The sequence below is a fragment of the Paenibacillus sp. LjRoot56 genome (genome assembly GCF_964253335.1).
Lineage (GTDB): Bacteria > Bacillota > Bacilli > Paenibacillales > NBRC-103111 > Paenibacillus_E > Paenibacillus_E allorhizoplanae.
Genome location: NZ_CAXURV020000004.1, coordinates 1,096,560 through 1,120,296, shown reverse-complemented (window position 1 = coordinate 1,120,296; position 23,737 = coordinate 1,096,560). Strand labels below are relative to the sequence as shown.

The following is a 23,737-nucleotide window of genomic DNA, read 5'->3' as shown; positions in this document are numbered from 1 at the left end:
TTGTAAAGTGAAATATATCCTCATAGTGGATGACGAACCGATGGTTCGGATGGGGCTAGCCCAGCTCATCAGACAGTGCAGCCCCTTGTTTCGCACGGTTGTCGCAGCAAATGGCATCGAGGCACTTGAACAAATCAACAAACAGCGCCCTGATTTGCTTCTAACCGACATTCGTATGCCGAAGATGGATGGTCTGGCATTGTGCAAAGCCATTCAAGAGCTGCAAGTGAATTTCCCTGTTGTTGTCATTTCTGGTTATGATGATTTCTCTTACGCTCAGAAATGCCTTACTTTCGGCGTCAAAGAATATTTACTGAAACCGCTTACGGAACATGAATTGTATCCCGTGCTTAATAAATTGCTCGTACAGCAGGATCAGGTGAAGCAAATCTCCTTCTTTCAAATAGAGGAGTGGCTGGAACGCGTTGAAGCAACGATTTGGTCTGGGGATTTGGATGCCCTCCATACCCTACTAGATGAGTGGTCACAAAGCGACATGTTGAAAGGGATTCAAGTTCAGCAGTTGGATCAGATGATGGCAGATGGGTTGAAGAGTGTAGTCAAAAAACTGAACTCGCGTGGCTTAGTGACCTTTACCACGCAGGCTTCGCCAGTACAATTGAATAGCTTGACGGAGGCTATGGACTATTTACGGTCAGAGTTCGTCCATCTGTATCATCAATTATTTCAATGGCGGGGTGGGAATCAGAAGAGCTTGTTTGAAGAAGCGAAAACCTACATTGACAATAATATTTCGGAAGAGTTGAGCCTCGAAGAAGTGGCAGAGAAGATTGGACTTGCGCCCACTTACTTTAGTTATATTTTCAAGAAAATGACGAATGAAACGTTTGTTCAATACCGTATGAAGAAGCGGATCGAAATGGCTAAGAAACTTCTTGAAATGCCGCATTATAAAGTTGTTGATGTCGGTGTGACGATTGGCTATCAGAACTATCCCTATTTCACTAAAATTTTCAAGAAGATGACCGGCTGCTCGCCGACGGAATACCGCAGTATGTTGGGGATCAAATAATGAGGTCTAGCTTGGCATTGCGTATGTTCGTTTATTTCGTAATCGTCATTGTGATATCTTCTTCTATCGTCGGCCTAGTCCTGTATGTTCAATCCACCAAGGAAGTGGATAAGCAAACCAATGAGCTATTAACTCAAATCGTCGATAATGCGATGAATCATACGGATATGTATTTAAAGAAATACGATCGCGCTACCGTTTCGATGATAACTTCTACGAATGTGAAAGAGTTTTTGAATTTAGATGGTAACAATTTTATTCCTTATTTTCTATCCATCAGACCGATGAAAGAGAAGGTCTTTCAGCCTCTTTTTATTAATAATCCGGAAATTAGTATGGTGTATTTGCTCGGATATAACGGGCTTAGCATCTATGATCATAATGCGGATACGTCAGATTTCAGTAACTCAATCCTGTTGGATAAGCTGGACTCCTTGAAGGAAATTACAGATAAAGACGGTAAATTAACGATTATGGATTGGAGTTTTCTAGACGGGAAGCTCGCACTAACACGGAAAATCTCAGATCGCCAGACATCGAAAATCTTTAAAGGGATACTTGGCATTGAGCTTAATATCGAAGAGCTGACTTCTTTGTGGAAGGGCATACGTCTAGGGGAAACCGGGTATTTCTATATTGTGAATGATACGGGGAAAATCATCTATCACCCGATGTCTGGCATGATTGGCAAGCAGTTGGATGCCAAGCTGTTTACCAAACTGCGCGAAAATCAAAATCAAATTTTCGATTATAAAGACGATGTTGAACGTGTCCATTTTAACCGAAGATCGGACTATACGGGCTTGACGTTGGTAGCATCCATGCCGCTTGATGAGCTTAGAGCCCCTGCGTTAAATATTCGTAAAACAACGGTATACACCTGTGCGATTGCGTTAATCATTGCGCTGATTCTTGCCTACCGATTCGGGCAATCCATCATTCGGCCCATCAAAATGCTGGAAAACGGCATGCGTAAAACGGAAAAAGGTAATTGGACACATGTCGCCATCAGCGGCAGAACGGACGAAATGGACCGTCTTACAATTAGCTACAATATGATGGTCTCACGACTGCAAGAGCTTATGGAGCAAGTGTATGCTGAGGAGTTGAAGAATAAGGAATACTTGCTGAAAAGGCAGTCTGCTGAATTCCAGGCCTTACAATTACAAATCAATCCACACTTTCTCTACAATACGCTCGAGACGATCGTCTGTTACGCCGTCGTACAGGATTCGCAGGAAATCAAAGAGATCGTTAGATCTCTGTCGTATATGCTTCGTTATTCGGTACGTGCCGACTTAGAGGAAATAACGGTTGCCAATGAGTTGAAGCATGTGCTACATTTTATGAACATTATGAATTACCGCTTAGGCCACGAGTTTGAAATTGAAGTTACGGTTCCACCGGAGCTTCTATTGAAAAAAATGGTGCGCCTCACCTTACAGCCGTTAATCGAAAATGTGTTTAAGCATGCTTTTCCTGATGGCATCGAGAGCCACCATCAGATCCGTATTGATGCCTGTATGGATGAGGATGATTTTATCGTAACCGTTACGGATAATGGCGTAGGGATTACGCCCGAAAGACTGGAGGAGCTGCAGGCTAAGTTGGCCGCACAGCAAATAAGTACCTCCCAGTTGCCAGTTCGTATAGAGCGCGAGGGTGGAATAGGTTTAGCCAATGTGCACAGCCGGATTCAAATTGTTTTCGGTGAGCAATATGGGTTATGCATTGACAATAATGAGACTGCGGCAGGTGCTAAGCTAACGTTGCGCATGCCGAGTCAGCGAGATGAGCGGAGATATGCCTCAGCAGCAATAGCGATATAGCGAAAAAGGATGAAGTCCCTCCTAAATAGAGGTGCGCCATCCTTTTTTTTGTGTAAAAGATACATGGAAAACCATAAAATAGTTACCTAGGTGCTTAAAAAACTAGTATGTTCGCCTTCTCTTGAAAACGTATCATGAAGATAACAAAAGAGAGGAGGAGACTTGGCGTGGAAATCGTCCGTAAAGTGACCAGCTCACAAGGCAAAGTAAAAATTAAATTCGGAAGTAAGCTATTCACGAATATCAGAAAAGTTCCTCAATTGTATGTATTATCCATCCTGCCTATCCTGTACATTCTCATCTTTAAATATATACCGATGTACGGTGCAGTCATTGCCTTTCAAGATTATGTGCCTCATAAAGGTTTTTTTGGGAGTGACTGGGTCGGATTGAAGCATTTTAAAAACTTTTTTAACTCCTATGAATTCTGGAAAGTGATCAAAAATACGCTTGGCTTAAGCTTTTACAGCTTGCTTGCAGGGTTTCCATTCCCAATCTTGCTGGCGCTTTGCTTAAACTACGTGAATCGTTCTTTCGTCAAAAAATCGGTGCAGTTGATTACCTACGCCCCGCATTTCATTTCGATGGTCGTGATGATGGGGATCGTCATCCAACTGCTCGATCCCAAAACCGGTATCGTCAACATGATTATTGCCCAACTGGGCTTTGAGAAAATCGATTTCTTCGGAAATCCGGATAACTTTAAGTCACTGTATGTCTGGTCAGGTATTTGGCAAAATGTAGGCTTTGGCTGTATCATTTATTTAGCCGCTTTGGCTGCCATCGACCCTTCTCTGCATGAGGCCGCTGTCATGGACGGTGCGAGTAAAGTTCAACGCATGAGGCATGTGGATATTCCCGGGATTTTACCCGTTGCCGTTATATTGTTGATTCTTAGTGTTGGGAATTTAATGGATGTTGGTTTTGAAAAAGTACTGTTGATGCAAAATCCACTGAATCTCAGTTCATCTGAGGTTATTGATACCTATGTGTACAAGGTGGGTCTGCTCTCTACGGGAATTAAATATTCCTACGCTTCCGCGATTGGATTGTTCACTTCTGTCATCAATCTTATTTTATTGTACACCGTCAATAAAGCAGCCAAAAAATTAGGGCAAACCAGCCTGTGGTAGAGAGGTGCAAAGAAAAGAATGAAGTCGACCCGAATTCAAGAATCCAGAGGCGATCAACTATTTAATATCGTGAACTACACGGTGCTTTGCCTTTTTACACTGTCTGTCTTATACCCGCTCATTTATGTGCTCAGCGCTTCCTTCAGCTCATCAACGGCCGTTATTTCAGGAAGAGTATGGTTGTGGCCTGTCGATATCACATTGCAGGGATACGAAGCTGTATTCAAGAACAATCGCGTTTGGGTTGGGTTTGCCAATTCATTGTTCTATGCGGTTGTAGGAACTATCATCAATGTGATGATGACTCTGATTGCAGCGTACCCTTTGTCACGTAAGGACTTCTATATTCGCAATGGGGTAATGGCGCTCTTTGTATTCACCATGATGTTTGGCGGAGGGTTAATACCTAACTATCTCTTAATTAAGGAACTAGGCATGCTTGATACCCGCTGGGCGTTGATTATCCCAGGTGTCATGAGCGTCATGAGTGTCATCATTGCAAGGACGTATTTCCAAACGACGATTCCCGATGAAATCCTAGAAGCCGCACATCTGGATGGGTGCAGTGATTATAAATTTCTAGTGAAAATCGTGGCTCCCTTATCAGGACCTATCATTGCTGTACTCTCGTTATTTTACGCAGTAGGACATTGGAATACCTATTTTGCCGCTCTACTTTATTTGAAGTCACCGGATCTGTTCCCCCTTCAAATCATTCTGCGTGAAGTGCTAGTGAAGAACACCTTCGATGAAGAAATCATCACGGATGTCGTAGGTGCAGCACAACGAGAAGGTATGAGAGAACTTCTCAAGTATTCATTAATTGTTATTGCGACAATTCCGGTTTTAGTTGTTTATCCTTTTATTCAACGTCATTTCGTCAAAGGTATGATGATCGGTTCACTAAAAGGGTAAGCTTATCTACATTATACAGATAAATAAGGGAGGATTTTCACATGCAAAGAATGAAGTTGTGGGGCCCCGCGATCAGCCTAATCTTAAGTGCAACAGTGGTGCTAAGCGGTTGTAGTAAAACATCGGATACGAGCTCTGAGGCTACGAAACAGCCTGATTCAACAGCAGCAGCACAGAACGAAGTCGTAAATCCACCGGGCGTGCTTCCGATTACCAAAGAGAAAACGACACTCAAAGTATTGTCGCGAACGAATCCAGCGGTAGAAAATTTTGCAACGAACGAGTTTACTAAATGGCTGGAAGAAAAAACGAACATTCATCTTGAGTGGGAAGTGGCAAGCGATCCCAAACAGAAGTTAAATATTTCGCTTGCAAGCGGTGACTATCCGGATGTTTATCTCGGATTTAATATTGATCAAATCCAGTTGACCTTATATGGCAAAGACGGTGTGTTTATCCCGCTCAACAAACTCATCGATAAATATGGCGTTGAATCTAAAAAAATGTTTACTTCACTCCCGTACACGAAAGAACTTTCTACTTCACCAGATGGCAACATTTATGGTCTACCATCAGTTAACGAGTGCTTTCACTGTACGCAGCCCACCAAACTTTGGATTAATCAGAAGTGGCTCGATGCGGTTGGTATGAAGATGCCAACAACGACAGATGAGTTTTATCAGGTATTGAAAGCGTTTAAGGAGAAAGACCCGAACGGTAATAAAAAAGCGGACGAAATCCCGTTTATCGGAGCCAACATTGCCAACTCTTACATTGATACTTTCCTCTTGCAAGCCTTTATTGACAGCGACCGCAATATGCAGTTTATGAAAGACGGCAAAATAAACGCAGCCTTTACGCAACCGGAATATAAGGAAGGACTTAAGTATATCAACAAGTTGTTCAAAGAAGGTTTGGTTGATCCACAATCATTAACGCAGGATCGGAATCAATTAAGAAAATTGGGTGAAAATCCAGATAATGTGATCTTGGGTGTAGTTGCGGCACAACATCCTACAATCTTCAACACATTGGAGGGAACACGTTGGTTGGATTACGTTGCTGTGCCGCCTTTAAAAGGTCCTACTGGTGTCCAAGCATCCAAATACATTCCACAAAGTATCACATCTGGATCATTTGTGATTACGAACAAAGCCAAGAACCCGGAAATTGCAATGCGCTTAGCTGATTTCCTTTACTCCGAGGAGGCCACCAATCGCGCCATTCTGGGCAGACCGGACATGGAATGGAAAGTAGCTGGTCCTAATGAGATCGGTATCAATGGCAAGCCTGCCAAATATACGTTAATCGGTAATACTTCACCTGGAGCAAAGAATGCAACTTGGGGACAAGTGGGTCCTTCCCTGCGTACGAACGAGTGGCGTTTAGCACAGACGGCTGATCCGAAAAATCCGCTGGAAGACATTTTATATAAAGAAACGCTGACGAAATACGAGCCTTATAAACCAGACCCTAAAAAGATGATTCCGGCCTTAAGCTTCACAAACGAGCAGACGGATGAAATCGCCAATATTAGCAAAACGATTGATGATTATCGGAAGGAGTCAACCGCAAGAATGATTATCGGGGACTTGGATATTGATAAAAAATGGGACGAATATTTGAAAAATTTGGATAGTATGAAACTGCCGAGGTACTTGCAAATCTACCAACAAGCATTCGATGCAAAGAAAAAATAAAGGTAAGTCCTTTAATGACCAATGGGAACTACGCTCCGCCTGCCTTATGGCAGGTGGGGCTTTTCTCAATTCGATAAAGGATGTGGAAGCCGTGCCCCTAACAAATCACATGTTGTATCATCAGCTTTCTGATTTAAGAGTGAAATTACTATATGCGAAGCATTCCGTATGTACCCAGGACTGGAAACATCTCAATTTTGTTCCCGCTTACAATAAATTCTATTATATTTGTGAAGGCGAAGGATGGATCCAAATTGACGGAAAGCTGTATCAACCGAAGTCTGGGCAATTGTTCTTCGCTCCAGCAGGAGTTAACCAATCCTTTTCGGTAACAAACGGTCCACCGTTTACCATGTACTGGTGCCATTTCACATCCAATATCAGTTTCAATCAACTCTTTCGGTCGATAGGGATCCCCCATATTATTAGTTTGGAGAATAGTTCGCGATTGTTGGGTTATTTCGAGGAGTTGATTATTAATCGAAGTCATGTTGGATTGACATCTTCCATTAAAATCCAGGCGGCCTTGCTTGAAATGATGGCTTTTTATATCGACGAAGGATGGAAGGAAACAAAAATAAATATCAAGCTTTCATCCGTGAACAAATTGGTTAACACAATCAAATACATTGATGAGAATTTGGACAAAGAATTGACCATTCAGGAGCTATCGCAAATGGTACATTTTCATCCCAATTATTTCATTCGTTATTTTAAAACACATTTCGGCGTCTCGCCAATGCGGTATATTTACGATCGAAGGATGGAGAAGGCCAAAGAACTACTCGTGTACTCTTCCTTCTCTGTGACCGAAGTGGCTTATATGACAGGCTTTCAAGATGGCTCCTATTTCTCGACCACCTTTAAAAAACATGTAGGCATGTCACCATCCGAGTATCGTCAGGTTTATCAACTAGGTTAGTTTAACAAAAAAAGTAGTTAGTAGCACTTATTCCTATTTTTATGAAAACGCTTTAATATGAGTGGGTGAATGAATAAGGAGGTGCGATATCTCCAATTAATGATGTTGCATGGCATGCCATGAAGTCGAGCATGATGTCAGCAAATACCCCAGCCGATGGGGATGTGTAAAGAGGGTTGTATAATGTCAGCTTTCATCATTTCTCACCTCAAGAAGAAGCATTATGGTTTTAATTTCTCCCAAAAACAACTGATTTTATTTGGACTCATGTTTGCTTTTCTCATTGGTATGTTCCAGGGAAACCATGCCTCGGCCGCCGGGCCAATGGTGGTTGATAGTTTCGATGGTCCCATCACACAGAACGAAATTAATTCCTTCAAATCTTATATTCAGACGGTGGAGCCTGTTGTCTGGCCCAATACCGGCTCCATGCAAAGCGAATATGCGCAGGGTAAAAGTGGTGAGAACATCAAAGCGATGGGTCTCATGTATGAGTTAACGAATGATACGGAAATCCTCGACCGTATGATCTATTTCTGTGACGTGCTTCTTTCCCAGCGAAACGATATTCTCCCTGCTCCATATGGGCAGCGCACAGTATGGACCAACACGATTGCGCCAGTATGGCCAGGGAATAATACGGGTACGGCTACTGCTGACTCAGCCAATGGAGACTCGATTGGTCATCTTGCCTATTGTGGCAGACTGATCCTCCAGACTCCGGCAATTACGAATACGACTGTTCCAATTGGCGATGCTTATGGACATGGCGCGACCTATGTTCAACGTGCAAATACCTTTATTACTGAGGCCGATTATGTGGTTAGCCAATTCCTCTTTCCGAAGCTGTTAGATCTTTCGAGGGGGAATAAACTGTATTTCCAAACGCAATCGCCTTACATGCCTGGCGGCGTATTCCCGTGGAATCAGCAGATGATGATCACATATGGCTTACAGAATTTGGCGGCGGCTCATGCGATTAAAGGAGATAATCCTTCTCTCGTTTCACAATACGACGGGATTGTTCAGACGAATCTGAATTGGTTTTTCAGCGACAATTCAGCTAAACAAACTTATACGGACAGTAAAGGAAATACAGCCTATAATTGGGGCTATAATCCGACCCTACTGGGAGGCGAAGATTCCAATCACGGCGCACTGGATATATCAGGCTTTTATCGAGCTTTTCTAATCGGTCGTTATGGCATTACAGCGTCGATGATGACGCCATTTGCCAACATGTATGCCGACGTAATGATGAGGGGACCTGGTGATTACGCGGGTCGAGTTGACGGTACAGATGGAACGGGGCATGGTGCGCCGACGACTTATCCTCGTAGCGGCTATCTCCAATTAGCAGCGCTCCGCCCAGATGTTTATTACACGTTGGCCAATGCGACCATGCCTAATATGACAAGTACAACGATGGCTTCATTCGCCCGTCTTATGTATGTGAAAAACCAAAGATACACGGGCAGTGATACGCAAGCACCGACTGCACCGACCAATTTGACCGCAACCGCAGCATCAAGCAGTCAAATCAATTTGAGCTGGACGGCTTCTACAGATAATGTGGCCGTTACTGGTTATAACGTCTATCGTGGTTCTACACTAGTCGGTACTTCTACAACGACATCTTTCACCGAAACAGGACTCAGTGCTTCGACGGCCTACAGCTATACGGTAAAAGCGAAGGATGCAGCAGCTAATGTATCAGCAGCGAGCAATACAGCTAGTGCAACAACATTGGTCTCTTCTGGCAATCTCGCATTGGGCAAAACGTACAGTGCCTCCACCACATGGAGCACATCTTACTTGGGGGATAAAGCCTTTGATGGAGACGCAGCGACTCGCTGGTCAGCATCGAGTGGTTCCTTTAACAATCAATGGATTAGTGTTGATTTCGGCTCACCTGTCACATTCAACCAAGTCGTGATCAAAGAAATTTCGTTCCCGAGGGTCACGGCATACAAGCTCCAGTCCTCGGCGGATGGAACGACCTATACGGATATAGCTGGAACGACAGGAACGACAATCGGTTCAAATAAAACAATTACCTTTTCTAATGTGAGCTCCAGATATGTAAGACTGTATATCACTTCAGCCAGCAACATACCGAATATTGAGGAGATGGAAGTGTACGGCACTACCGGAGCGGATACAACTGCACCATCAGCACCGTCCAATTTAACAGCAACTGCGGCATCCAGCAGTCAAATTAATTTGAGCTGGGCAGCTTCGACAGACAATGTGGGGGTAACGGGCTATAATGTCTATCGCGGAGCCACTTTGGTCGGATCTGCTACGACAACCTCCTTCAATGATACAGGACTCACTGCTTCAACAGCCTACAGTTATACGGTAAAAGCAAAGGATGCAGCAACTAACGTTTCAGCCGCAAGCAATACAGCTAGTGCAACGACGCAAGCGCCTCCAGATACCCAAGTGCCGACAACACCGACGAGCTTGACAGCAACGGCAGTATCCAACAGTCAAATCAATTTGAGCTGGAGTGCTTCGACAGATAATGTGGGGGTAACGGAATACAATGTATACCGGGATGGCACATTAGTTGGCTCTTCAACATCGCCATCATACAGCGATACGGGACTTAGTGCTTCGACCACATTCAGCTATACGGTAAGAGCAGAGGATGCAGCAGCTAACTTGTCCGCAGCAAGCAATACAGCGAACGCAACGACGCAATCTGGCGGGGGCAATCTCGCATTGGGCAGAACGTACAACGCATCTACGACATGGAGCGCGACTTATCCTGCGGCAAATGCGTTTGATGGCAGCTCAGCTACCCGTTGGTCAGCATCGAGTGGTTCCCTGAATAATCAATGGATCAGCGTAGACTTGGGTGCCGCTACCTCTTTCAATCAAGTCGTTATCAAAGAAATTACTTTCCAGAGGGTGACGGCTTTCAAGCTCCAGTCATCGAGCGACGGCACTACCTACACAGATATTGCAGGCACAGCTGGCACAACGATCGGCGCTAGCAAGACGATCAATTTTACCGGTGTAAACGCTAGATATTTGCGGTTATATGTAACCACTGCCAGTGCCGTACCAACAATCGACGAGATAGAGATATACAATAACGCAGGGAATCTGGCATTAGGCAAAACGTATAACGCGTCTACGATATGGAATGCTTCTTATCCGGCTGCTAATGCCTTCGATGGAGACACTTCCAATACGTCCCGCTGGTCAGCGTCGAGTGGTTCCCTGAATAATCAATGGATCAGCGTCGATTTTGGTGCTGCCATCACATACAATCAGGTAGTTATCAAAGAAGTCACGTTCCAGCGAGCAACGTCTTACAAGCTCCAGTCATCGAACGATGGCACAACCTTTACGGACATTGCTGGAACATCGGGAACGGTAATCGGTACCAATAAAACGATCACCTTTTCCTCCATTTCATCCAGATATATGCGACTTTATATCAGCACGGCAAGTGATACTCCGACGATAAACGAGATGGAAATATATAATCAGTAATTCAATTGTCTCTTTTATCTGCGAACATACTTGAAGTGGAGGTATTAGCATGGATGAGATCCAAGTAAGACCTGTCAAAAATATGATGAGCAAGTGGTCAATTGCTGTGATATGCGTTACCCTTTTTACGGCACCCATTCTTTCGCCGGCTTTCGAGCAGAGTGCCCATGCTGCAGGTGAGCAAAAGCCTTTTCCGCAACAAGTCAGCTATCCAGGGATTACTAAGCCTGATCATATTTCGCAGTCTCAAATGAATACAGATGTCGCAGCTTATTATAATTCATGGAAATCAAGCTATTTGAAAAACAACTTGTCCTCCTTGCCTGGCGGTTACTATGTGAAAGGGGAAATAACTGGTGACGCAGATGGGTATGTACCCCTAGGCTCTTCAGAGGGTCAAGGATATGGAATGGTCATTACGGCGTTAATGGCAGGCTATGACACCAATGCAAAAACGATTTACGACGGGCTATTTAAGACAGCTAGAGCTTATAAAAGCACACAAAATGCCAATTTGATGGGTTGGGTAGTGGCAGATAACGCTGGCGCACAAGGACATTTTGATTCGGCGACAGACGGTGATATGGATATTGCTTATTCCCTGATTCTGGCTCATTATCAATGGGGATCAGCAGGAACGATTAATTACTTAGCGGAAGCCCAAAAGATGATTACGGACGGAATTAAAGTCAGTAATGTTACAACCAATAATCGATTAAACTTGGGCGATTGGGATGGCAAAAGCGTTTTGAATACGAGACCGTCTGATTGGATGCTCTCTCATTTAAGAGCCTATTACGACGTTACGGGTGATCAAATTTGGTTGAATGTCATTAATAATCTGTACAGTGTTTACAGTTCGTTCAGCACTTCTTATTCGCCAAGTACAGGGCTGATTTCGGACTTTGTTGTCGGTAATCCTCCGCAACCAGCTCCCGTCAATTATTTGGATGAGTTTCCTGAAACGAACGAGTATAACTACAATGCGGCTCGCGTACCGCTCCGAATCGTTATGGATTACGCGCTCTATGGAGATGCGAGAGGAAAAACAATCGCTGACAAAATGGCTGTTTGGATTAAGGGGAAAACAGGCGGTAATCCGAACAATGTGAAAGACGGTTATAAGTTGGATGGAACTGTGACTGGTTCAGCTAGCGGACCAGCAGGCGTTTTCGTCTCTCCATTCATTGCAGCAGCCGTTACGAACAGCAGCCATCAAGCCTGGATCAATGCGGGATGGGATTGGATGAAAAGCCATAAAACAGGCTACTACGACGAAAGCTATACGTTGTTAAACATGCTTTTCATCTCAGGTAACTGGTGGAAGCCAGTGGCAGGTAGCACACCGGATACACAAGCTCCGACAGCACCAACGAATCTGACGGCATCGGTCATATCGGGCAATCAAATCGATTTGAGCTGGGCGGCTTCAACAGACAATGTAGGCGTAACGGGCTACGATGTATATCGTGGAGCTGCTCTTGTCGGATCTTCGACGACAACTTCATACAGCGATACGGGACTTAGTGCATCGACAGCTTATAGCTATACGATCAAAGCCAAAGATGCGGCAGGAAACGCATCCGATGCAAGCAACACAGCAAGCGCAACGACGTCATCTTTGTCGGGGAATCTCGCTTTAGGTAAGACCTATAGTGCTTCAACGACATGGAGTGCATCTTATCTAGGTGATAAAGCGTTTGATGGTGATGTTGCGACTCGTTGGTTTGCATCGAGCGGTTCTTTTAACGATCAATGGATTAGTGTTGATTTCGGCTCACCTGCCACGTACAACCAAGTCGTGGTCAAAGAAATTTCGTTCCCGAGGGTCACGGCTTACAAGCTCCAGACCTCTAGCGACGGTACCACTTATACAGATATCGCAGGCACGGCAGGTACGACAATCGGCGCCAATAAAACGATTAACTTTGCGAGTGTGAGCTCCAGGTATTTAAGACTGTTTATAACCACAGCCAGCAACATACCGAACATCGATGAAATGGAAGTATATGGCCCAAGCGGAACAGATACAACGGCACCAACAGCACCGACAAATGTGACAGCAACGGCAGCATCAAGCAGTCAAATCAATTTGAGTTGGAGCGCTTCGACAGATAATGTGGGCGTAACGGGGTATGATGTCTATCGTGGCGCTGCCTTGGCCGGATCTTCGACGACAACTTCGTTTAGTGATACGGGACTCACAGCATCGACCGCATACAGCTATACGATAAAGGCGAAGGATGCGGCAAGTAATTTTTCTGCTGCTAGCAATACGATCAGCGCAACGACTTTGGGAGCAGGGGGCAATCTCGCATTGGGCAAAACATATAGTGCCTCAACGATATGGAATGCGTCTTATCCTGCCGCGAATGCGTTTGATGGCGACATCTCGAATACCTCTCGTTGGTCCGCTTCCAGTGGTTCCCTGAATAATCAATGGATAAGCGTCGATTTCGGTGCTGCCACCACGTTCAATCAGGTAGTGATGAAAGAAATCACATTCCAGAGAGTAACTTCTTACAAGCTGCAGTTCTCGAACGATGGCACAACCTATTCGGATATTGCCGGTACATCAGGAACCGCGATCGGTGCTAGCCAAACAGTTAACTTCTCTCCGGTGACTTCCAGGTACCTGAGGCTGTACATCAACTCGGCAAGCGCGGTACCGACGATTAATGAGATGGAAGTATATAATTAATAAACACATGAACGACTACATAGCCGTAATAGGTATGTAGTCGTTTTTTCGCATAGGAACTTAGTTACATTTCAACTATTAATGGATAATCATAATTTTGTTGAATAGGTGCTTAAAAAACTAGTATGCGTGCAAGTGCCACAAAAACTATGATAAATGATGTAAGCGATTACAATGAATCTCGAAAATAAGGAGGGTACATAATGTTTGCTGCAATTCCAGCGAAAATGACAAAAGGATGGCGTAAATTACTAGTCTCATGCTTGGCGATTACGCTAAGTTGCTCGGGAATATGGGCTCCTTTAACGCCAAACGCATCTGCTGCCACAGGGGCGCCCATGGTGGTTAACAGCCTAGACGGTCCTGTTACGCAAGAGGAGATTAATTCGTTTAAGCAATATATCTTATCTACTTCTGTCGGTCTGCCGGTTAGTAATATAGGCAATGATTTCGTCTATGGTCCTAGCGGTCAGAATGTAGAAGCAATGGGTTATATGTACGAAATTAGTGGAGATCAAGCTATACTCGATCGGATGATTTCATTTAGCGAGAATATGCTTTCAGCTAGGAATAATCCAGTTACCGGCCGTGTTTTATGGAATGGAAACAGGGAGCTGGCATGGCCAAACAAAAAGGTTGGCGAAGTTAATAGTGATGGCTTGCTCATTGATGGTTATTCAGGCAGCGAGAATGGCGATGTGATCGGACACATTGCTTACAGTGCGAAACTGATTCTTCAGAACAAGTCATTGTGGAACAAAGTTGTTCCTTATGGCAATGGTTTGCTATACGGTGAGACGTATTTGCAACGCGCGAAATCATACATTACCGAGTTAGATAAATCCATGGATACGTATATGATCCCGAATTTCGTGAAGCCAGATACATTGCGCCAGTATTGGCCGAACGATGCACGCTGGAGTACAACGGGAAGTGGAGCTCCTAACTCAGCGATTCCATGGAATCAGCAAATGATGATCAATAACGGTTTTATGCGTTTGGCGGAATGTCATGAACTGCTAGCCGACGATCCGACAAGAGTAGACCTCTATGACCGCATTGTCCAAGCATCGATCGATTGGTTTACGGCTTCCTTAGAACCCTATCAAGTACAAGGTCATGATGTGTATAAATGGTGGTATGTGGCTGACTACTTCGGCAAAGTTGAGGATGCGGATGGTGTTCATGCGGCGAATGATATTATGGGCATGACGAGGGCATACGATCGTGGGAAATATGGCGTTACGCAAGACACATTAATCAAGCTCGCCAATACGATTCGATATGTAATCTCGACTGGCACAGGTAATTTCTATTGTAAAGTGGATGGACTCCCAACTAGCTGTACATTGACAAATCTCTGGAGTGAATATCTGCATATTTCACCTTACACGACGGATACAACTGTCTATAAATTGCTTACAAACCCCTACTATATGAGCACGGTATTAACCAGTCCCATCTATTTTGCCCGCATCATGTGGGTGAAAGACCATATGAGCTGGACGCGTCAGGTTGATGCTGATTTATCACCAACGTGGGAAGCGGAAAGTTATTCAAGTAGGGAAGGCTATTTTACAAGAGGGGCTTGTGACACATGCTCCAAAGGCGCTTTCATGCAATCTCCTGAAGAGGGGACAGCCACATTAACGTATGATCTGAATGTCTCGCATGGCGGCAGTGTGTACCTACATGTGTTAGGCTCCTCAAGTGGTGCAGCTGAAGGAAGCCTCCAGGTATCCGTGGATGAAGGGACTGAAGTCCATTTGCCTACAGCTGCGGGATCGACTTGGGGATGGACGACGGCCGAATTGCCTTTTGTACTAACAGATGGATTCCATGAGGTTAACATAAAGTCGCAAGGAAACGGTGCCCTGCTGGATAAGCTCGTTTTGTCTAAGAGCCATACACCGCCAATTGAATCATTATTGCCAAAATTAACGGATATTCAAGTCAATGGTGTATCTATCGCTAATTTCTCACCTTCTACGTATGCCTACGCAGTTGCAGTGCCGCTGGGTACGAAGGTCATTCCAACGATAAGTGCAGCTAGTAGTCATATTGTGGAGATTGCGCAACCTCAGCAAGTGTTTGGAACGGCTATCGTTACCGTGAAGGATCGACAAGATCCCTATTTGCAAGCTAAATATGAGGTGCAGCTGACGGGTTACCCTATTTACGGTGAGGTTCCGGATCGTTTCATTACTTATCCCATTCAAGCTGTGTCGGCTAGCGTAGGTTATCATGCGAGCTTCCCACCGGCGAGTGCCATCGATGGTGATTTAACAACCCGTTATGCAGCAAAGGGAATTACGCATTGGATTCAATTTGATCTAGGTGTAGTGAAACCTGTACGTTCTGTGCTTCTTGCATTCCTGAAAGGGGATGTCGACAAGTATAACTTTGATTTGCAGGTATCGGAAGATGGCGTCAGCTGGAAGACTGTGTTTAGCGGGAAAAGCAGTGGCAAGACTGCAGGATTAGAGATTTTTCAGTTTGGGAAAGAAAACGCGCGATATGTTAAATACAACGGGAAAGGCAATTCCAAGGATACGTGGAACAATATCAATGAAATTTATATTGGCGGAGATTCGGATGTGACCGCGCCAGCCACGTCAGATGATGTGGGAAGCGGATGGCACAAGGATACACAAACGGTTCACCTCACTGCAACGGATGGAGGAAGTGGCGTTCTACATACGTATTTCAGTGTGAATGGCAGCCCTTATTCAGAGGGGACAGTTATTCAGGTCGATGGAGAAGGTGAAAATGAACTTACGTACTACAGCGTAGATGCAGCTGGTAACGAGGAAGCTCAGAGGGCAGTAACGATTCGATTGGATCGAAGTGCTCCTCGTATCACCTCATCAGTCTCCATGGCTGTTTACATGACAGATTCCATTCACTTGGACTTTGGAATCACGGATGCTCTCAGCGGTATTGCCAATCAAGTAATTCTACTCGATGGCAAACCAATTGATCCACCCTATGTCATTGAACCGATGTCACTTACACGGGGGAACCACGTAATTTCTGTTACTGCGACAGATCGGGCTGGCAATTCAACAACGCAGCAATTTAACCTGCAAGTTCAAATGGACTTAGATCACTTGGACGAAGTCATAACGATTGCGAAACAAAAAGGTTGGATTAAAAATGAAGGCATCTACAGCGGATTAATGACCCTCGTAAACCTGATTCAGAAGGCTTCGAAACAAGAGCTCAATCCAAAGCTATATGCACTACAAGCACTTGTTCAAGCGCAAAAAGGCAAATTCATCGAGGAATCGACGGCAGTACAATTGCTGGATTGGTTAAAAGTTTTACAGAATTAATAGTGAAGATCGCGAACAAGAACCATCCAGGTGAACGACCTTGGTGGTTCTTTTTGTCATAATCAGTGCTCCATCATAAAAAAAGACATAGGGGTATAAGTATGAACAATGACAAAGGGAAACAAGGATAGTAACATCGAGTCGGAGGTCGTTTTATTCTCATTTTAGTATAGCCACGTATGATGGGGAGGTTCTAACATGCAGTACAGACGATTAGGCAACAGTGGCTTAAAAGTAAGTGAACTCAGTTTAGGCAGTTGGCTAACCTATGGTGGAGCGATCGATGACAAACAATCGGAATCGATTATTGATAAAGCCTACGAGTTGGGCATAAATCTATTTGATACAGCGAACGTGTACCACAAAGGAGAAGCAGAACGTGTGGTGGGCAGGGCACTGTCCAAGTATCCAAGAGAATCCTACGTGCTAGCAACCAAGGTGTGTGTGCCCATGGGGGACGGACCTAATGACCGTGGATTGTCCCGCAAACATATAAGGGAGCAATGCGATGCCAGCTTGCAAAGACTCGGTGTGGATTACATTGACCTGTATCAGTGCCATAGGTACGACACGGATACTCCGCTGGAAGAGACATTATGTGCATTGGATGATCTGATCAAGCAAGGAAAAGTATTGTACACGGGTGTCAGTATGTGGAAAGCGGAGCAACTGCTTGATGCCGTTCATATAGCGAAGGCGCTGCGCTTACATCCCATTATCTCCAATCAGCCCCAGTATCATATGTTTCGACGCGGCATCGAAAAGGAAATTGTCCCTTTGAGTGTAAGGGAAGGAATCGGTCAGATCGTATTTTCGCCGCTTGCTCAAGGCATATTAACAGGTAAATATAAACCGGGGATGCCGTTCCCAAGCGATTCAAGGGCAGTAGATCCAGAGCAGAATGGCGCGATTTTTCAACTGATGAAGGATGAGCAGCTAGGTAAGGTGGAGAAGCTAATCCCCATCGCAGAGCGAAATGAATTAAGTGTGGCACAGCTAGCATTGGCATGGATTCTCCGCCTCGACAATGTTGCTAGCTGTATTATAGGTGCTTCCCGCCCCCAACAAGTGGAAGAGAATGTTAGGGCGTCGGGGGTCAAGCTATCCGAAAAGGATTTATGGGAGATTGAAGCGATATTACAGGCATAGGCTATCGCAGGAAAGGGGGAACTACCATGTCGACGAAGGATCATCTCATGGATAATGCAGAAGCGAATAATCTACAACAGATTCGTTTACAAGAGGAAGAGGTGCTGGTAGATGAACAGCGCGAGCAGCGAATAGCGTGGTGGCGCGAAGCAAAAGTAGGCATGTTCATTCACTGGGGATTATACTCATTGCCCGGCGGAGTTTGGAAAGGCGATCCCGTGAATGCGGCTTACGCGGAGCATTTGCAGTTGAGGGCTCAAATTCCGATTCACGAATACGAGCATATAGCCGATCATTTTCATGCTTCACAGTTTGATGCCAGTAAGTGGGTTCGAACTGTTAAGGATGCTGGTTTGAAATATATGATTTTTACAGCTAAGCATCATGAAGGTTTTGCCATGTACGATTCGCAAGTCAGCGATTATTCGATTGTTAAAGCAACTCCTTTTGGCAGAGATCCTGTGGCGGAATTAGCGGCTGCTTGTCAGCGCGAAGATATGGTTCTTTGCTTGTACTACTCACACGCAATGGATTGGCATCATCCGGATTCCCAAGGAAACACATTGGATTATCCGGCTAATATTGGCGCTTATGATGCGCTCCACACCTGGGAGAAGGATGATAACAAAAGCACCCGCTATGAGCGATACTTGCAAGAAAAAGCCTTCCCCCAAGTGAAGGAACTCTTAACGCAGTATGGCCCTATTGGCATTCTTTGGTTTGATTGTGGTCATAAAATCACGGATAAACAGGGTAAGCAATTTGTGGATTTGGTCCATGAGGTACAACCAGGCTGTTTAGTCAATCGCCGGGTTCGTCGTGAGGGATTCGGCGATTATGAGAACACAGGTGATAATCAACGCCATATGCGAACACCAAGGAGAGACTGGGAATCGATCGCAACGTTAAATCATTCGTGGGGCTATAACCAAACCGACCAACAGTGGCGAAGTGCCGAAGATATTCTCCATGATATGATCCATGTCGTTAGTATGGGTGGGAATTATGTCATCAATGTAGGGCCAACGGGGGATGGAGAGATTGACGCGAAATCAATCGAATTACTTGGCGTCATCGGCATTTGGTTAAAGGTGAATGGTGAAAGCATATATGGCTCTCAAGGAAGTCCGATCGGTAGAACACCATGGGGCCGCTGTACGTTGAAAGGAAATACGTTATATCTGCACGTTTGGGTTTGGCCTGCTCGAGGGGAGCTATTGCTGCCTGGTTTGCTTAATCCAATTCAGAAGTGTTACCTGTTGGGAGATTCGTCGAAACGAAACTTACCCCATCAATTGTTGAATGATTCTGGTGATCATATCATCCATCTGCCTACAGAAGCGCTTGATCCAATCTGTACCGTAGTAGCTGTGGAATTTCAAGGAGAAATAACTTCAAATCCGAAACAAGTCGTAGTTGCCAATGGTGTGTCTCATGTATTCGGGGTATTTGATGGTGAACTAACCGGACAGACAATTCGTTATGATACGGGGAAAAAAGGGAGAGACAACCTTAAAAACTGGTCTTCTATGCTAGACTCGATCTCGTGGGAGTTTCGCGTGATAAAAGGTGGCGCATATCGGGTTGCTGCTGTGTATGGGGCAGGTGATTCATCCGTTGGAGGCATCTTCGAGATTACAGCGGGTGACAATAAGTTAGTTGCTAGCGTCATGCAAACAGGTGGGGAGTACGAATTCCAGAACTTTGAGATAGGGCCATTTTATTTTGATAATTTAGGTGAATATACTCTGACTGTCCGGCCTCAAGCTATTTGCGGTGCTGTATTAATGAACCTAAAAGAAATTAGATTAATGAGTGTCTAGCTAAAGAATAAACAATAGAAGGAGAGCGATTGTATGCTTTACAATTTCATGCCTGCACCTGTGAACGGGGGCTTCCAAATGGAAGATTACTGGGTCTGGTGCGGATCCGTAGTTCAAGGCGAAGATAGCAGATTTCACATGTTCGCCTCCAGATGGCCGAAGTCACTTCCGATGCATCCAGGTTGGCTTGTCCAGTCGGAAATTGTACGTGCTGTTGCCGATCAGCCCGAAGGGCCCTTTACGTTTCAGGAGGTAGTCCTACCTGCACGTGGAGCCGAATATTGGGATGGCCGCAGTACACATAATCCGCATATCGTTAAGCATAAAGACAAGTATTTATTGTTCTATATGGGGTCAACACATCCTTTTCCTGATCCAATTGCTGGTGATGGATATGACCTCCAAGATCCGCGATGTATTGTAGCGCGAGCGAACAAGCGCATTGGATTAGCGGTAGCAAACAGTGTTAACGGACCATGGGAGAGACGCGATGTCCCTATTGTATCTACAAGGCCAGGGAAGTTCGACAGCTTCTTAACGTCCAATCCTGCACCATGTGTAGAGGAAGATGGTTCTGTGTTATTAATTTACAAAGCTAGACAATATGAAGGTCATGGCCATGGAAAGATGACGTTTGGCGTTGCGCGTGCGCCACATTATGAGGGTCCTTATCTGGTAATGAGTGAAGAACCGCTATTCCCGCCAGACGTTCATCTAGAAGACCCTTTCATTTGGCGAACAGAGGACGGATATGAATTAATAGCGAAGGACATGGACGGCAATTTGTGTGGTGAAAAGTATGGCGGCGTACACGCATCTTCCACGGATGGCATGAATTGGCGAATCCATCCCTCACTCGCCTATTCCCGAAATGTGAGTTGGGATAATGGGGTCACACGCACAATGGGCAATTTGGAGCGACCTTTTCTATTCTTTCAGAATGGGAAGCCAACGCATCTGTTCGCAGCTACATCGGATGGAACCAAGGGCTTTCATGATGCGACGCAGACGTGGAATATGGTCATTCCGATAGGCCAAGATGAATAACAACTGGAATCAACGTAAGGAGGTTGAGGCGTGATGTCTAGAACGGAAGCTGTGCGCGAAGCCAATCTCGCACTAGCATGCGCGGTAACATGTAGTTCAGAAAGTGCGAATGGCGCTGGCAGTCAAGCGGTAGATGGTTCCGAAAGAACCTATTGGCAGCCATTAGGTTCTGATCAGAAGGATGATAACCTCGTCTGGTTAACGGTTGATCTTGGCCGAAATTTCTCGTTCAATAAAATCCAATTAAAGCTTGCGTCAGGCTTCATAAGTAGCTACCGTATCCGTTATTCTCATGACGGAGTAGCTTGGCAGGATGCATATAGTCGGCAGACAGCTGTAGGCGGAATTCGAACGGAAGAAATAGCTGTTTTCCCGAGAGTTATCGGACGTTATGTATCACTGGATGTGATGCTATTTGATCCTGAACGGGATGTTCAACTCATCGATTTCGGCATTTATGAACAGGCTTCCATTCCGTCGGGTCCCTTGTTAGATCACCTTGTCTTCAATGTTGGAGGCATGGATTACGGTCAAGACGATACGCTAGCAATGCAAGTGAACAATCAAGCGCAATTGGCATGGAGAGGGATTATGACAGATGGTTCGGACGCCGATTTGACGAAAGCGGAGGTCACATTTAGCAGTAGCAACGAAAATGTGATGTCGGTAAATGAAAACGGCAAACTGACCAGTCATCAATCAGGTATCACCCAATTTCTAGCTGTTGTAAATTTAGATGGTGTGACCAAAGAATCTAGTTTCTTCGTCGATGTTTTTGATTCAACGGAGTGGGTGGTCGATCTTTCGTTAGAACATCCTTCCTTAGTCTGCGAGACGGGGCAGCCAGCTTTCTTGGATATGGACAGCCCATTTCCAGCATTGCATATGCGAACGGCTGATGCGATAACTGTGCAAGTAACTTTAGTGAATGTAACTGCAGATCAGCAGATGTGGACACATTCAGCAACGAAATTTGCAGCGGGCGAGGCAGCAATATTTACATTTCCTGGCGAAGTGAGGCAGGCCGGACAATACCGGATAAACGTAGAAATCGAAATAGAAGGTGGACTGACTTTCTTTGATGCCTTTTATTTTACAGTCCAGAATCCGCTGATTCCGTTGGAAGGGCAAAGTCGCATCGTTCATATAGGCGAGAATGGGAAATTGGCTTATGTGCCTGATTTCAAGGGGAATCAGATCATCGATTTCTCCAATTGCGGATATGGTGGAGGCGGCGTAGCGATCCCAGATATCGCACCCGTTATATCACTTGAACCCGTGGAGGGAGATAATACGACGCACATTCAGGACGCGATCGATCAGGTAGCTGCATTTCCTCGATCTTTGTCAGGGTTTCGGGGCTCTATTCTACTAAAGAAGGGCGTCTACCCAATTGATGGTACATTGGAAATTAAGGCAAGTGGTATTGTATTACGCGGTGAGGGTCACGAAGATGGCGGCACCTTGTTATATGCGACAGGGACGAAACAGCGGGATCTCATTGAAATTAGAGGGGAAGCCTCTCCTACCCTATTACCGGATACACTAACCTCCATTAGTGATCTGTATGTACCATCAGGTGCACGTACGATCCATGTGCAGGATGCTTCTTGTTATCGTGTAGGCGACACCGTCAAGGTGCTTCGATACGGAAATGAACGCTGGATTCATGCTATTGGCATGGATGCGATTCGGATGAGACCAGTTACAGGTGGAACCGTTCAATGGCCTCCGTTCCAACTGGAGTTCGACAGAGTCATCACCCATATGGTCGGCAATTGCATTACACTGGACGCTCCTATCGCGAATGCGATTGAATGCCGCTGGGGTGGCGGGGCTCTTATGAAATACGAGGATGAAGGCCGTATTGAACAGATCGGTATCGAGGATTTGCGAGTGGTTGTTTCGTATGATCCAGGTATCTGTGACACGAGAATTGATGGCAATGAGGGCACTGCAACCTACATGGCTGATGAGCAGCATGCGATTAATTGTATCTACCTGGATCATGTCATAAACGCATGGGTACGCAATGTAGTTGGCTTCCATTTCCAACACGCATTAGTGCAGGTTGGTCGCGATACGAAATGGATTACCATTCAGGATTGCTCGGCATTCGCATTTATCAGCGTGATTACAGGAGGCCGTCGCTACCCGTTTCATCTCATGGGTGAGTTAACGCTTGTTCAGCGAGCTTATACAGAAACCGCAAGACATGCTTTTGCAGTTGATGCGCGCGTTGCAGGGCCAAATGTATTTCTCGATTGCGAGTCGCAAATGGATTACAACTCGAGTGAACCTCATCATCGGTGGTCAGTGGGCTGTCTCTATGACAATGTAAAGGGTCGCATCCATATTCAGGATCGAGGGTGGTTAGGGAGCGGCCATGGATGGTCTGGGGCAAACTATGTTACTTGGAATACCTCGAACGAGTTGCTCTCCCAACAACCTCCAACCGCTCAAAATTATGCGATCGGACACGTCGGAAGTCAAGGCAAGCCACTCCTCCCAAGTCCCTACGATCAACGACTGCGCAAGGAAGCCTACTGGGAAAGCTTTGGAAGCCATGTGGAACCACGCAGTCTTTATATGCAACAGTTACAGGACCGTCTCTTACAGCCTAATCTCACATAAGGAGTGAAC

The 23,737-nt window shown here is 45.2% G+C and carries 13 protein-coding genes and 1 pseudogene; all 14 read left to right on the top strand.

The window, feature by feature from the left end; all coding sequences use genetic code 11:
* Positions 1–7: 7 nt before the first annotated feature.
* Positions 8–1,033, top strand: a complete 1,026-nt coding sequence (locus ACSQ8O_RS30985; RefSeq protein WP_436244770.1) for a response regulator transcription factor — start codon at positions 8–10, stop codon at positions 1,031–1,033.
* Between the two features lie 11 nt (positions 1,034–1,044).
* Complete coding sequence (locus ACSQ8O_RS30980; RefSeq protein ID WP_436244769.1) at positions 1,045–2,862, top strand: cache domain-containing sensor histidine kinase; 1,818 nt, start codon at positions 1,045–1,047, stop codon at positions 2,860–2,862.
* Between the two features lie 173 nt (positions 2,863–3,035).
* Entirely contained in the window at positions 3,036–3,995 is a 960-nt protein-coding gene (locus ACSQ8O_RS30975) for an ABC transporter permease (protein WP_436244983.1), read from the top strand.
* A gap of 18 nt (positions 3,996–4,013) precedes the next feature.
* Positions 4,014–4,910 (top strand): carbohydrate ABC transporter permease, encoded by an 897-nt coding sequence (locus tag ACSQ8O_RS30970; protein ID WP_056615080.1) that lies wholly within the window; start codon positions 4,014–4,016, stop codon positions 4,908–4,910.
* Positions 4,911–4,951: 41 nt separating this feature from the next.
* Positions 4,952–6,610, top strand: coding sequence for an ABC transporter substrate-binding protein (locus tag ACSQ8O_RS30965; protein WP_436244768.1), 1,659 nt, complete (start codon positions 4,952–4,954; stop codon positions 6,608–6,610).
* Positions 6,594–7,532 carry an AraC family transcriptional regulator gene (locus ACSQ8O_RS30960; protein WP_436244767.1) on the top strand — a complete coding sequence of 313 codons (939 nt, stop codon included), beginning with the start codon at positions 6,594–6,596 and terminating at the stop codon, positions 7,530–7,532. Before ACSQ8O_RS30965 ends, ACSQ8O_RS30960 begins: the two co-directional genes overlap by 17 nt.
* Positions 7,533–7,715: 183 nt before the next feature.
* Positions 7,716–11,039 (top strand): discoidin domain-containing protein, encoded by a 3,324-nt coding sequence (locus tag ACSQ8O_RS30955; RefSeq protein ID WP_436244766.1) that lies wholly within the window; start codon positions 7,716–7,718, stop codon positions 11,037–11,039.
* A 166-nt stretch (positions 11,040–11,205) separates the two neighbouring features.
* Positions 11,206–12,372, top strand: a pseudogene (locus ACSQ8O_RS30950) (glycosyl hydrolase family 8); the annotation flags it as partial.
* Positions 12,370–13,740, top strand: a complete 1,371-nt coding sequence (locus tag ACSQ8O_RS30945) for a discoidin domain-containing protein (RefSeq protein ID WP_436244982.1) — start codon at positions 12,370–12,372, stop codon at positions 13,738–13,740. The pseudogene ACSQ8O_RS30950 and the gene ACSQ8O_RS30945, both read left to right, overlap by 3 nt.
* Before the next feature lie 203 nt (positions 13,741–13,943).
* Positions 13,944–17,075: an OmpL47-type beta-barrel domain-containing protein gene (locus ACSQ8O_RS30940; RefSeq protein WP_436244765.1), complete on the top strand. Its 3,132-nt coding sequence runs from the start codon at positions 13,944–13,946 to the stop codon at positions 17,073–17,075.
* A 198-nt stretch (positions 17,076–17,273) separates the two neighbouring features.
* On the top strand, positions 17,274–18,224 hold the full coding sequence (locus tag ACSQ8O_RS30935) for an aldo/keto reductase family protein (RefSeq protein WP_436244764.1): 951 nt from the start codon (positions 17,274–17,276) through the stop codon (positions 18,222–18,224).
* A gap of 26 nt (positions 18,225–18,250) precedes the next feature.
* The gene (locus tag ACSQ8O_RS30930) at positions 18,251–20,047 is read left to right on the top strand and encodes an alpha-L-fucosidase (protein ID WP_436244763.1); all 1,797 of its coding nucleotides are present in this window, start codon (positions 18,251–18,253) and stop codon (positions 20,045–20,047) included.
* A 33-nt stretch (positions 20,048–20,080) separates the two neighbouring features.
* Entirely contained in the window at positions 20,081–21,094 is a 1,014-nt protein-coding gene (locus tag ACSQ8O_RS30925; protein ID WP_436244762.1) for a glycoside hydrolase family protein, read from the top strand.
* Positions 21,095–21,127: 33 nt separating this feature from the next.
* Entirely contained in the window at positions 21,128–23,728 is a 2,601-nt protein-coding gene (locus tag ACSQ8O_RS30920) for a discoidin domain-containing protein (RefSeq protein WP_436244761.1), read from the top strand.
* Positions 23,729–23,737 lie beyond the last annotated feature (9 nt).

Bases quoted from the DNA above. Each gene is read 5' to 3' on its own strand.
- ACSQ8O_RS30930 (WP_436244763.1), top strand. From the start codon at position 18,251: ATGTCGACGAAGGATCATCTCATGGATAATGCAGAAGCGAATAATCTA.
- ACSQ8O_RS30970 (WP_056615080.1), top strand. From the start codon at position 4,014: ATGAAGTCGACCCGAATTCAAGAATCCAGAGGCGATCAACTATTTAAT.
- ACSQ8O_RS30955 (WP_436244766.1), top strand. From the start codon at position 7,716: ATGTCAGCTTTCATCATTTCTCACCTCAAGAAGAAGCATTATGGTTTT.
- ACSQ8O_RS30920 (WP_436244761.1), top strand. From the start codon at position 21,128: ATGTCTAGAACGGAAGCTGTGCGCGAAGCCAATCTCGCACTAGCATGC.
- ACSQ8O_RS30960 (WP_436244767.1), top strand. From the start codon at position 6,594: ATGCAAAGAAAAAATAAAGGTAAGTCCTTTAATGACCAATGGGAACTA.
- ACSQ8O_RS30965 (WP_436244768.1), top strand. From the start codon at position 4,952: ATGCAAAGAATGAAGTTGTGGGGCCCCGCGATCAGCCTAATCTTAAGT.
- ACSQ8O_RS30935 (WP_436244764.1), top strand. From the start codon at position 17,274: ATGCAGTACAGACGATTAGGCAACAGTGGCTTAAAAGTAAGTGAACTC.
- ACSQ8O_RS30940 (WP_436244765.1), top strand. From the start codon at position 13,944: ATGTTTGCTGCAATTCCAGCGAAAATGACAAAAGGATGGCGTAAATTA.
- ACSQ8O_RS30925 (WP_436244762.1), top strand. From the start codon at position 20,081: ATGCTTTACAATTTCATGCCTGCACCTGTGAACGGGGGCTTCCAAATG.